Source organism: Pseudomonas sp. BYT-1 (genome assembly GCF_023611805.1).
Lineage (GTDB): Bacteria > Pseudomonadota > Gammaproteobacteria > Pseudomonadales > Pseudomonadaceae > Aquipseudomonas > Aquipseudomonas guariconensis.
Genome location: NZ_CP072559.1, coordinates 1 through 12629, shown reverse-complemented (window position 1 = coordinate 12629; position 12629 = coordinate 1). Strand labels below are relative to the sequence as shown.

The following is a 12629-nucleotide window of genomic DNA, read 5'->3' as shown; positions in this document are numbered from 1 at the left end:
TTTTAGCAATCAAGAAAGAAAGCGTGCTAACTATCTTGATCCCACATGCCTGAATCGGCAATCACGAGGCTGAGCGATCGGTGTGGATAAAAACGTGATGGCTTCAGGATCGTCGATCTGGGCGGCTTCACTTGCGAGGTAATCGATCAGCTTTTTGCTTCTTACCCAAACGTACTGCCGGCAAGCCGCGTTTGGAATGGATGGCCCCGCAACGGGGCGAAACCTGGCCTCCCAAAGGTGCTTGAACGCCTCCCTGGTCGACTTCCCCAAATACACCGCAATCTCCGGTCCCAAGATATAGCCACGCCTGAATCTGTCGATGGCTTGAGGCTTAACCATCAATTGCGTACGCCGGCCTCGTTCGACAGCAGTGCTCCATAGCAGACCCAGTCGAACGAACGCGTATGCGCATTGTTCTTTGACGCCTAACAGCGCAGCAGCCTTGACTACCGACAGGCCGGGAAAGACCGGACTCTTGTTCTCAGCTCGGGCTTGTTGCCACGCTGCAAAATCTTGCGGCTTGAGTAACCACGCCCCTACCGCAACCGAGCCATTCTCAGCTGGGCCGTAAGCGCGAAGTTCACCTGCACGTATTGCCTGAACCAACTCGACCAACCCACCCCCCTTGGGCAGAGAATGCTTGGCCAAGTAGTTGATCGACACCAGGCTCTGGTCAGAGCTGGTAGGCAGCTTCTCATCAATCAATTCGTTGATCGAGCGGCAGTCAATCAGCCACCTTTCGCCTGGGCGCGGTTCTCCACCAAAGAACTGGAGGGTACCACCAGCTAGCAGCTGCCTAACCCGATTGCGACAGAGGCTTAGCAAAGTCGAGGTTTCTTTCATATCAGCCACGCCCTGGAGATGCTGCGAGATTGCCTTCAAATGATCCAGGTCCACGACCGTAAAGACTCGATCTTCATGGACCTTCTCCCGATAGGCGATTTGTCCCTCCTGATGAAGGCGTTTTATGACTGATACCCCGAGACCACAAGCTTCAGCAGCAGAATCGAACGACACCCAACGATGTCTCTCAATCGTCTCCTCACTCAAATTGCGATTTCGCTTCGCTAACGGTGCTTCCCACGCATGCTGCAGAAATGATTCGAACTCTCGACGAAGAAAGTCAAAACAAGAGTCATCCAGATCACGGTGGATGTCGTGGTATATCGGGCCGAACGATCTGCTGAGCGTCCAATGTTCGTTATCGGAATGGACTGCCTTGAGGCCACTCAGCAGTTCTCTGAATGCGAGAGGCCAGTTCATGAGAACCACGCCCGCCGCGTTTGCCATAAGCCGCGATATCTCTAGCGAACCCGAATCAGCAACCTTCAGCGGCTGGGTTCTTTCCGTAGGCAAACTTCTGACAGCGAGACGCGATGACAACTCGTGAAACTGTTCGTAGGTGAGGGCCGCCAATCCCGCGTCAGCTGGCAACGAGTCGGCGTAAAACCTATCTTCAAAGCCAGAGGTGAGCCAGGCGGCCGTATCACTCGCCGGCGCGATCTCAAAATTGGTCCCACTCAATGAGGTGCCACACGCTTGGCAACTATTCGCACTCATTGCGCTTGGATCGGTTTCCTTCAGACAGTTGGGGCACCGCCCGTGGAGTTCAGTGCCGTGGACAGAACACGTCGTAACCAGGGTCAAGCCCCAGCTTTCTCTCCAATAACCGGCTTCGCCCAAACAGATCGGACAGTAACGAGCGTGATGAGTCGTCCATAACTTGACCCCCTTGGGCCTTGGATCACGAAACTCAGCAGATACCGCAGGCCAGCTCAGTGGTCCTTCCATCATCTGCAGCCAGTCCGCAACATCGGTCTCGTCGGCTCGTGCAAAGGCGGTGAGCAGTTCCTTTCTGGGTAATCCGTTGGCTTTCGCCAGGCGCTGCAGGTACCCCAAAAGACTTTCGTCTTGGTGTGGTCGTGGGTTGATTAAAAGACCAAACATTCCTACACATCCATGAAATCGAAGACATAAAAATCAGGGGAGTAGAGCCGGGCCGATAAGCCCGGCCCTTGGCCGTCAGGTACTGCTCTCTTCGAACGTCTCAAACGGCTCCCGCTTCCCGAACAGAGGCTGGAAATTGAAGCTCGCACTGAAGGGGTTTCGATCCTCGGTGGCGTAGCTCCAAACCTCGTCTTCAAAAGCCTGGGCCAGCACAGGAAGTTCAATCCCGACAAGGTCCTGGACTTGAACCAGCCAAACAGCCCTGTCCACAATCTTGATGAGGTAGTCGATCAATCCATAGGAAGCCAGGTAGAAGCGTTTAATCATCGCTGGCTCTACAAAACTGATGGTTTGAACAGGCAGTTCGCCCTCGATTGCCTGCAACAACATCACGAAATGAAGAGACGTATTAGCGGAGAAGGTGAAGCGATCGTATGCCACCGTGGCCGAAAACCTGCGTCGCAGTTGCTCGTTTGCTAGCAGGAGATTTTCGGTGCGCTTCAGCCCAATCAGAACAAACGCGATACTGGTTTCATTCATCAGACTCTTGATCCAGTCTGCTGCCTCATACGCACCATTACGACGATAATCGACCAGGTGCTGCGCCTCATCGAGGACCAACATCTCCACGCCAAGGTTCTTCAGCAGCAGGACTACTCGCGCAAATTTAACCTCTGCCGAATGTCCTCGTGCCTCTGCGAAGGGATCCTTCAGCTCTGCCAAAATGGCTGCTGCCAGGTTCTTTTTGGTTGGAGACGAAGGCATCTCGACGAACAGAACTGTCCGCTTCTGTGGGTCATGGCTCTCCAATTCCTCCAATGACCGAATGTACTCCTTGACCAATGTGCTCTTGCCCACTCCGCTTGGACCTTGGATCAGCAACCCTTTACTTGCTCTGGTACGCCGACTATCGCCGTGGATATCGCCTAGTCGCGTCAACGCTCGCTCGACTTGAGGGCTGTGAATAAAACGATCGCGGAGCGTAAAGCTGTATTCACCATGCTCGTAGCATTCGTACAGATTGATGGCGTTCATGGCTTAGAACTCCCAGCAGGGCGACGAACCGAGACCTTGAAGGCTGCTGGCGGAATGTTAGGAATAGAGTCACCGGTCCATTCCACTTCAGCGAGTACCTTGGGTGGAGGCGTGCTTTCGGTCACTCGACCCTCCTTGTCGATTTTCGCTATGGCAGCTGCGCGTCGTTTTCTGAGCGTCTGCGAACGGCGGGCCTCGTCTGCATCTTCCATAATTTCCTGGTAGCACCTGTGCGTAGCCTCGAAGCTAGGCTGCTCATTATATTTTTCTCGCAGCGCTTTCTCGGCAGCCTTCCACACCTCCCTGCTCTTACCGGCCATTCGCTCATCTTTGGCGGGCACTTTGAAGAACAAGTTTCTGAAGCGGTCGTGAACCCAAACGTGCCCGGCTTCGTCTCGATAGCGGACGTTTACCTTTTCTCCGTCTGCCAAACGCATACGGAGCTCAGCAAGTTCCGTAGAGTGGTAGCCCACTTTGGCAACCTCGATGCCGTAATGGTGAACCTTCACCGAGGCCCGCTTGGCCAGAATGCACTCCAACGAGTCCAGGTCGACGGGAAGACTGATGACATGGTTCGCCTCGCTAGTCCCCCAGACTTGAGCCGGTGTTCTGTTGTCCAGCCCCCGATGAGGAGTCTGGTGGTAACCATCGACGATCCATTTCACTACCACCGCCTCCAATTGAGGGAGCGTGAAACATGCATTCTTCTCCGAGTCGTAATCGCCACGCTGCTGGATATTCGAGAAGGTGGTACCCGGGAGGTTGTGGATAAGCCCCAGGTTCTGTGTGCTGAAAAAGCGTTCGACGGCACCTTTCCTTTGAGGGGCCCTTGAAGCGGGATACATGATCTCGATACCCAACTCGTTGAATCCCATGATGAGATCGCCCGCGTGAAATTCCGCTGCGTTGTCTGGGACTATTCGAGCCGGCAGCCCACGTGCCCACCATTCATTTCTCACTTTCGGAAAGCGCTTCAGCAATTCGGCTTTTGGACGGATTGAGCGTTCGATCACACGAAGCACGGTTTCCGTATTTGGCGCCGACAGGTGGAGCAAATATCCCATCACCATTCGAGAGAAGCGGTCGAGGACGATCGTCAGATAGGGGCGCCCAATGCACAGCCCCGAGGTTTCATCCACAAGCTGGACGTCCAACAAGGTGTGATCAATTTCCCAACGTTCCAAAATCTCATGGACACGTAGGACACCCGCCGCAACACGGTGCTTCTTGTCTGCTGCGTGTTTTCCGAGCCTCTCCTTATCCACAAGGTACGGATCCAGCTTGGCGATGTACCTTCGGACAGTCATTCCGCTTGGGATCTTGAGCTGATCCGAAGGCAAACGACTTTTGTTCCTCTCTTTTATCTGATCCTCGAATTCTGAAACGACCACGCTGACCGCTGGAATCGTATCCTGCAGGTAGGTTTTATTAATCACCCCTTCAAGAATAACTTCGAGCTCTCCCTGTATCGCGGCAGCCCGACCCTTTTTGGCATGCTGAGGGATAAGCTTTACTACGTTCTGGCCAATGTATTTGGCTGCCCAACGTCGAATAGTGGAAACCGAGGGTGCGCACGCATCCCCAATCTTTTTGGCGATATCTCTAAGCTTCTTGATCATGTCTTCGTCACCCGGTAGCTTGTATTTACCGCGCTTAGTTAGGTCGTCCAGATACTTGCGTCGACGCAATGCCTCATCTCCATGTTTTTTGGGGAAGCATGAAATATCTGGAGGGACGTTCCGCACATACGGAACCCTCCCAAGGTATGGCTGATCAGCGGAGATCTCGATCTCGCGCTTCTCGTAGGCCTCATAGAACTCCTTCTCGGATAGCTTCGTGGGCTCACCAAGCTCATCGAAAAAGAGCAGCTTCCGGTCAATAAGCCTCTTCTCAAGCACCATCAGTACGCCACGAACGATGACGACCAATTTCACCCTAAGGGAAAAGGTTTGCATGACGGTGCCCCCCTTGCAGGAAGACCGGGGAGTCAGTGTCAATTGACCTATCAAGGTCAATGCCCACCACCCCAAGGCCTAACAAGCGCCAGGCTTTCCCCTCACCAACCACGTAGAGCAGATCTGCAACGGTCATAGGCGGCCATTCGTTGAAGGTCGCCATTACCTCCTCCAACGCCTGATGCGAAAGCTCTGGACCGCGCCGGTGATACATCAGCCTTCTAAGATTGGTAGCCAGGGGTTCAGCTTCAATTAACTTTTCAGTGATCACCGAAAAGTTACGGGCAGTGGCGTTGAAGTAGCGCTCAGCGGCATCCAGTCGCTGCCTGACGCTGGCAATCTTCAGTCGGTCGTGAGGCTTCACTTCAAACCACCACTCGCGCCCATCCGCGAGGAAAACCTGTACGTCTGGGTAATATTTGAAGTAGCCCTGGAGCGATGGAACACGTTCCTCACTGGGCTGCGGGACGTAGCCGATGACCGCAGGAGACAGCTCAAGAAGCCGAAAAAGAGCGCCTTCGAGCTGGGACTCCCAGGGCACAGGCTTTTTATTTTTGAGCGATGGGAAGTAGCCGCGGTAATGGTTGGACCGCCGCGTGACCACCTTTCGTACTGTCATGAAACACCTCCGAAAATCTCGAAACGAGCGCCGACGCTGCGCCAAAAAATCAAGGCGCAGGGCGGGCGAAGTGAGGCCTTTCGACAGGCAACACTGTGCCGTCGAGTAACCTCGCTAAGGTCGAAAAAATGGGAGAGGATTGACAGTCGCTTCGAAAAAGCAGACATTGCGGGTTCTGAGGACGCAAGTCTGCTTCGCTAAGCGCGGTCAGTCCTCTCGGGATTGATCGCGTTTTTCTACATTTTCAGGTCTCCTTTTCTCTCATTGGTCATGACTCTCATGACTGATCAGAATCTAAAGCAATCGGCTTGCTCTCTTTATTTCTAAACGGCCACTTCGTGATCGCTGGAGCAATTTGGATCAGGTCTGAAGCTCTCGCTTCAAACAGCTGATTTGGCTGAAAATCTTCAGTGCAAAGCGGAAAAGTTGGTCATAGATCTTATTCCAACATCCCTTCGAAATCTACAAAAAATCCAAAATGGCAACTTCCACCAAATTCCATTTCCATACTAAATTGTTCAAATTAATACTTAACACGTACGCTTAATTAACTATTAAGGTGTTCAAATATTAGTTTTAAAGTCCTCTCAATCTCTCTGCTGCTCAGATCCGCCCGCCGACCCTCTCAGCACTTCCAGCGCCCCATCAAATCACTTCCTCAAATCCCCCCATCTGCATCATTTTCCAATGAGCGGAGTAGGGCGCCCCGGCAGGAATTCCAGGCAAAAAAAAGCCCGCGAAGGCGGGCTTGATGGTGACCGACAGGGGCCATGGTTGAAGCCCGGCCGGTCATCTATTTGTGAAAGCGTGCAGCTTTTCTGTGAACCTACACCTGATCAGAAGTCCAGGTTCGATACCGACAAGGCGTTGCTTTCGATGAAGTCACGGCGCGGCTCGACTGCATCACCCATCAAGGTGTTGAACAGCTGGTCGGCAGCGATCGCGTCTTCGATGGTTACCTTCAGCATCCGGCGTACGGTTGGGTCCATAGTGGTCTCCCACAGCTGATCCGGGTTCATCTCACCCAGACCTTTGTATCGCTGGATGGTGTGACGCTTGGCGGTTTCGTTCATCAGCCAATCCAGGGCTTCCTTGAACTCAGTGACCGCCTTGCGACGCTCGCCCCGCTGCACGTAGGCACCTTCGCCGAGGAGGGTGCTGAGCTTGGCGCCAATGGCGACTACAGTCCGGTAGTCGTTGCTGCCGAAGAAGTCACGATTGAAGGTGACGTAGCTGGCCAACCCGTGGGAGGTGATTTCCACTTCCGGCAGCCAGAGGTTGCGTTCCTTGTCTTCGCGCAGGCTGGCCTGGTAGGTGAGGCCGGACTTCTGGCTGTTGCTCAGACGCTCCTGGAACTGCGCCAGCCAGGTCTGCATAACAGCTTGGTTGGCCAGTTGCTCCAGGGTGACTTCCGGCAGGTAGATGAAGTGCTCGGTAAGCTCTTCAGGATACAGACGCGAAAGACGCTTGAGCGTTTTCATCACGGAACGGAATTCGTTCACCAGGCTTTCAAGCTGAACGCCGGAAACCGCTGGCGCCGATTCGTCCAGGTGCAGGCTGGCATCTTCCAGGGCCGACTGCGTCATGTACTCCTCCATGGCGTCGTCGTCCTTGATGTACTGCTCTTGCTTGCCTTTCTTAACCTTGTACAGCGGTGGCTGGGCGATATAGATGTAGCCGCGCTCGACCAGCTCTGGCAGTTGGCGGAAGAAGAAGGTCAGCAGCAGGGTACGGATGTGCGAACCGTCAACGTCAGCATCGGTCATGATGATGATGTTGTGATAACGCAGCTTGTCGATGTTGTACTCTTCACGGCCAATACCGCAGCCCAGGGCAGTGATCAAGGTGCCCACTTCCTGGGAGGAGATCATCTTGTCGAAACGCGCTTTCTCGACGTTGAGGATCTTACCCTTGAGCGGCAGGATCGCCTGGGTGCGACGGTTACGACCTTGCTTGGCCGAGCCACCCGCGGAGTCACCCTCCACCAGGTACAGTTCGGAAAGGGCAGGGTCCTTTTCCTGGCAATCAGCGAGTTTGCCTGGCAGGCCTGCGATGTCCAATGCACCTTTGCGGCGGGTCATCTCACGTGCCTTGCGCGCTGCTTCACGGGCGCGGGCAGCATCGATCATCTTGCCGACCACCGCCTTGGCTTCGTTGGGGTTTTCCAACAGGAAGTCGGCAAAGTACTTGTTCATCTCCTGTTCCACGGCGGTCTTCACCTCCGAGGAAACCAGCTTGTCCTTGGTCTGCGAGCTGAACTTCGGATCCGGCACCTTGACCGAGATGATCGCGGTCAGACCTTCACGGGCATCGTCGCCAGTGGTCGCGACCTTGTTCTTCTTGGCCAGACCTTCCTGTTCGATGTAGTTGTTCAAGCTACGGGTGAGCGAGGAGCGGAAACCGACCAGGTGGGTACCACCGTCACGCTGCGGAATGTTGTTGGTGAAGCACAGCAGGTTTTCGTTGAAGCTGTCGTTCCACTGAAGGGCGACTTCGACACCCACACCGTCGTCACGTTGAACATTGAAGTGGAACACCTGGGAGTTGACCGGGGTCTTGTTGGTGTTCAGGTATTCGACGAACGCGCGCAGGCCACCTTCATACTTGAAGAACTCTTCCTTGCCGGTACGTTCATCCTTGAGCAGGATGCCGACGCCCGAGTTCAGGAACGACAGTTCGCGAATACGCTTGGCAAGGATGTCCCAGCTGAAGTGGATGTTCTTGAAGGTTTCGGCCGAAGGCTTGAAGTGAATATGTGTACCGGTAGTTTCACTCTCACCGACCACTGCCATCGGGGCCTGTGGAACACCGTGAACGTACGTCTGTTCCCAGATCTTGCCACTACGGCGAACGGTCAGTACCAGCTTCTCGGACAGGGCGTTCACAACGGAAACACCTACACCGTGCAGGCCGCCCGAAACCTTATAGGAGTTGTCGTCGAACTTACCGCCCGCATGGAGGACGGTCATGATGACCTCAGCTGCCGAGACACCTTCTTCTTTGTGCACGTCGACAGGAATGCCGCGACCGTTGTCGCGAACACTAATGGATTCGTCCGGGTGAATGATGACAGTGATGTCGTCGCAATGACCCGCGAGGGCTTCGTCGATCGAGTTGTCGACCACCTCGAAGACCATGTGGTGCAGGCCGCTGCCATCATCGGTGTCGCCAATGTACATGCCGGGGCGTTTGCGCACGGCATCCAGTCCTTTCAGCACCTTGATGCTGGAGGAGTCGTACGTTTGATTTTCGCTCATGCCTTCACTCCCGATGGTCGTGGGTCTGGGTGATACGGCCTTGTTCCACGTGGAACAAAGCAACTGGCGTTTCCGTCTGCCAGCCTTCCCTCAGTAATTCGTGATCTACACAGGTGATAAAAACCTGGCAGTGTAATTCTTCAAGCAAGCGACATAGCGCGAGACGATGCTGCTCATCCAGTTCGGACGGCAAGTCATCCACGAGATAAATACAATGACCGCGGCGTGCCTGGCTGACGAGGTGGCCCTGGGCAATCCGCAAGGCGCAGACAACCAGTTTCTGCTGACCTCGGGACAAAATGTCAGCGGCATTGTTTGCGCCCAATCGCAGACGCAAATCAGCACGCTGCGGCCCCGCCTGGGTGTGCCCGATTTGCTGATCGCGAAGAAGAGAGGAGGCGAGTACTTCGTTGAGTTCCCGGTCCTTGTCCCAGCCTCGGTAGTAGCTCAGGGTTAACCCGTCCAGCTCAACCAGTTCACTCAGGGTTCGCTCGAAGACAGGCTTCAAGGCCTTGATGTAATTGCGACGGTATTCATCTATCTCCGCACTGGCCAGGCATAACTCCCGGTCCCACGCGGCTTGCGAAGCAGCGTCAAGTGTACCATGACGCAACCATGAGTTCCGCTGCCGCAGCGCCTTCTGCAGGCGCTGCCAGGCAGTCATGAATCGAGGTTCCACGTGGAACACTCCCCAATCCAGAAACTGCCGACGCACTTTCGGGGCACCCTCAAGCAGGCGGAAGCTGTCCGGGTTGATGAGCTGCAGCGGCAGTAGTTCAGCGAGTTGAGCTGTACTGCGCGCATTCTGCCCATCGATACGGATAGTGAAATCGCCCTGACGATCCCGCGATATTCCCAGATTGCTCGTTCCGCCTTCGACAAGCTGAACCTCTCCAAATACGGTGCAGGTAGGCTGCTCGTATTGAATGACCGGGTTCAGACGTGTACTGCGAAAGGAACGGGCGAGCCCCAACAGATGCACAGCTTCGAGCACGCTGGTCTTGCCGCTGCCGTTGGCGCCGTAAAGGATGTTGATGCGGGGGGAGGGAGAGAGGGTCACCGGGTGCAAGTTGCGCACCGCGGTGACCATGATACGTCGAAGTGACATTTGGCCTGCTACAGGTTACAGACGCATCGGCATGACGACGTAAGAAGAGTCATCGTTGCCGGCTTCCTGAAGCAGGGCGCTGCTATTGGAGTCGGACAGAATCAGGCGAACCTGCTCCGTGGTCATCACGCCCAACACGTCGAGCAGATAGCTGACGTTGAACCCGATCTCAAGCGAGCTGCCGTTGTAATCGACGCTGATTTCTTCCTCAGCCTCTTCCTGCTCCGGGTTATTCGCCTGGATCTTCAATTGGCCCGAAGCCAGTTGCAGACGAATGCCACGGTATTTCTCGTTGGAAAGGATGGCAGTACGGCTGAAGGCTTCTCGCAGGGCCTGGCGATCGCCGATCACCAGCTTGTCACCACCTTTTGGCAGCACACGCTCATAGTCCGGGAACTTGCCGTCTACCAGCTTGGAAGTAAAGGTGAACTCACCGGTGGTCGCACGAATATGGTGCTGACCTAGAACGATGCTGACCATGCCTTCCGGATCGGTGAGCAGACGCGCCAGCTCGAGAATACCCTTGCGTGGCACGATGACTTGGTGGCGTTCGGCCTGGCCAATGGCGGCTTGCATGGAGCACAGCGCCAGACGGTGACCGTCAGTGGCAACCGCTCGGAGGGTATCGGTCGACACTTCCAACAGCATGCCGTTGAGGTAGTAACGCACGTCCTGCTGAGCCATGGCGAAGCTGGTGCGCTCGATCAAGCGACGCAGCTTGCTCTGTTCCAGGTTGCAAGTCAGCGAGCCAGGACCTTCCTCGACGGTCGGGAAGTCATTGGCCGGCAGCGTCGAGAGGGTAAAACGGCTGCGCCCGGCCTTGACCAGCAACTTCTGCTCGTCGACCTTGATATCGATCAGAGCGTCGCTCGGCAAGCTCTTGCAGATATCCATCAGCTTGCGCGCTGGGACAGTGATCTCGCCCGGCTCGGCCGGCTCTTCCAGTTGCACACGGCCAACCAGCTCGACTTCCAGGTCGGTACCGGTCAACGACAGTTGCTGGCCTTGCACGACCAACAGCACATTGGACAGGACCGGCAAGGTCTGGCGGCGCTCGACGACGCCTGCGACCAGTTGCAGGGGTTTCAACAGGGCTTCGCGTTGAATGGTGAAATGCATGGTCTAGTCCCTTGCCTTCAATTAGCTGCACCGACGTTCATCAGGTCGTCAGCGTACGCAGCAGGTTCTTGTAGTCCTCGCGGATATCCGCATCGGATTCTTTCAGTTCGTTGATCTTGCGGCAGGCGTGCAGCACGGTGGTGTGGTCCCGACCGCCAAACATGTCGCCGATCTCCGGCAAACTGTGGTTGGTCAGTTCTTTGGACAACGCCATGGCAACCTGACGCGGGCGTGCAACCGAACGCGAACGTCGTTTGGACAACAGATCGGCGATCTTGATCTTGTAGTACTCGGCCACGGTGCGCTGGATGTTATCCACACTCACAAGCTTGTCTTGCAGAGCCAGCAGATCCTTGAGCGACTCGCGAATCAGCTCGATGGTGATATCCCGGCCCATGAAGTGGGAGTGGGCGATCACCCGTTTCAAAGCACCTTCCAGCTCACGCACGTTGGAGCGTATGCGCTGGGCGATGAAGAACGCTGCATCGTGGGGCAGCTCGACCTTCGCCTGGTCGGCCTTCTTCATAAGAATCGCCACGCGGGTTTCGAGCTCCGGCGGCTCCACGGCGACCGTCAGGCCCCAACCGAACCGCGATTTGAGGCGCTCCTCCAGGCCTTCGATTTCCTTCGGGTAACGGTCACTGGTGAGAATCACCTGCTGACCGCCCTCGAGCAAGGCGTTGAAGGTGTGGAAAAACTCTTCCTGGGAACGCTCCTTACGGGCGAAGAACTGGATATCGTCGATCAGCAATGCGTCGACTGAGCGATAGAAGCGCTTGAACTCGTTGATTGCATTGAGCTGCAGCGCCTTGACCATGTCGGCGACGAAACGCTCGGAATGCAGGTACACCACCTTGGCATTCGGGTTCTTTTTCAGCAGATGGTTACCCACAGCGTGCATGAGGTGGGTTTTACCCAGGCCCACACCACCATAAAGGAACAGCGGGTTGTAACCATGCTTAGGGTTGTCGGCCACCTGCCAGGCCGCAGCGCGAGCCAATTGGTTGGACTTACCCTCGACGAAGGTTTCGAAGGTGAAGGTACGGTTGAGGTAGCTGGTGTGCTTGAGCGCGCCTTCGACCTGGACCGTGCGTTGCTCGGTGCGTGTGCTGGTGGCCGGCGCAGAAGCAGGCTCGCCCATCACGTCGAAACTGTCGCGCGAAGACGGCTCTTCGATCTCGAGCGCAGGTGCCAGCTCAAGCGCAGGTTCAACGACCGGCTCGCTCGGCTGCACGACCTGTGCGGCTTGCTGGACTTGGGTCTGCTGGGCCATTGACGCAGCGACCGCGGCACTGACAGGCGCATTGGGTGCAGCACGCGGAGCGGAACTGCGACGGCTACCTATTAATAAGGAAAGGGCAGGCGCAATGCCATTGCCACGCTCGCCCAACAGCTCGAGCAGACGGCCCAGGTACTTTTCGTTGACCCAATCGAGAACGAAACGGTTGGGCGCATAGACGCGCAACTCGTCGCCTTCGGCTTCGACCTGTAGCGGACGGATCCAGGTGTTGAATTGCTGGGCAGGCAGTTCATCGCGCAGAAGCTCCACGCACTGCTGCCAAAGTTCCACTGACACGGATATCCCCTGA

The 12629-nt window shown here is 55.7% G+C and carries 8 protein-coding genes; all 8 read right to left on the bottom strand.

Annotation, left to right across the window (positions count from 1 at the left end):
* Positions 1 to 30: 30 nt before the first annotated feature.
* On the bottom strand, positions 31 to 1947 hold the full coding sequence (locus J5X93_RS00040; RefSeq protein ID WP_010951430.1) for a TniQ family protein: 1917 nt from the start codon (positions 1945 to 1947) through the stop codon (positions 31 to 33).
* Between the two features lie 75 nt (positions 1948 to 2022).
* Positions 2023 to 2982: a TniB family NTP-binding protein gene (locus J5X93_RS00035; protein ID WP_010951429.1), complete on the bottom strand. Its 960-nt coding sequence runs from the start codon at positions 2980 to 2982 to the stop codon at positions 2023 to 2025.
* Positions 2979 to 4937, bottom strand: a complete 1959-nt coding sequence (locus tag J5X93_RS00030; RefSeq protein ID WP_011953078.1) for a TnsB C-terminal domain-containing protein — start codon at positions 4935 to 4937, stop codon at positions 2979 to 2981. Before J5X93_RS00030 ends, J5X93_RS00035 begins: the two co-directional genes overlap by 4 nt.
* Positions 4918 to 5556, bottom strand: a complete 639-nt coding sequence (locus J5X93_RS00025) for a TnsA endonuclease N-terminal domain-containing protein (protein WP_011953077.1) — start codon at positions 5554 to 5556, stop codon at positions 4918 to 4920. The genes J5X93_RS00030 and J5X93_RS00025 overlap by 20 nt, the downstream gene beginning before the upstream one ends.
* Before the next feature lie 836 nt (positions 5557 to 6392).
* On the bottom strand, positions 6393 to 8813 hold the full coding sequence (gene gyrB, locus J5X93_RS00020; RefSeq protein WP_043214213.1) for a DNA topoisomerase (ATP-hydrolyzing) subunit B: 2421 nt from the start codon (positions 8811 to 8813) through the stop codon (positions 6393 to 6395).
* A gap of 4 nt (positions 8814 to 8817) precedes the next feature.
* Positions 8818 to 9921: a DNA replication/repair protein RecF gene (recF, locus tag J5X93_RS00015; RefSeq protein WP_043214211.1), complete on the bottom strand. Its 1104-nt coding sequence runs from the start codon at positions 9919 to 9921 to the stop codon at positions 8818 to 8820.
* Positions 9922 to 9936: 15 nt separating this feature from the next.
* A complete protein-coding gene (dnaN, locus tag J5X93_RS00010) occupies positions 9937 to 11040 on the bottom strand; it encodes a DNA polymerase III subunit beta (RefSeq protein WP_043214209.1) in 1104 nt (367 codons plus the stop codon).
* Between the two features lie 40 nt (positions 11041 to 11080).
* Positions 11081 to 12616, bottom strand: a complete 1536-nt coding sequence (gene dnaA, locus J5X93_RS00005) for a chromosomal replication initiator protein DnaA (protein WP_043214207.1) — start codon at positions 12614 to 12616, stop codon at positions 11081 to 11083.
* Positions 12617 to 12629: the final 13 nt, after the last annotated feature.

Coding starts and splice junctions, on each gene's coding strand:
- J5X93_RS00040 (WP_010951430.1), bottom strand. CDS start 1,947: ATGTTTGGTCTTTTAATCAACCCACGACCACACCAAGACGAAAGTCTT.
- J5X93_RS00035 (WP_010951429.1), bottom strand. CDS start 2,982: ATGAACGCCATCAATCTGTACGAATGCTACGAGCATGGTGAATACAGC.
- J5X93_RS00030 (WP_011953078.1), bottom strand. CDS start 4,937: ATGCAAACCTTTTCCCTTAGGGTGAAATTGGTCGTCATCGTTCGTGGC.
- J5X93_RS00025 (WP_011953077.1), bottom strand. CDS start 5,556: ATGACAGTACGAAAGGTGGTCACGCGGCGGTCCAACCATTACCGCGGC.
- gyrB (WP_043214213.1), bottom strand. CDS start 8,813: ATGAGCGAAAATCAAACGTACGACTCCTCCAGCATCAAGGTGCTGAAA.
- recF (WP_043214211.1), bottom strand. CDS start 9,921: ATGTCACTTCGACGTATCATGGTCACCGCGGTGCGCAACTTGCACCCG.
- dnaN (WP_043214209.1), bottom strand. CDS start 11,040: ATGCATTTCACCATTCAACGCGAAGCCCTGTTGAAACCCCTGCAACTG.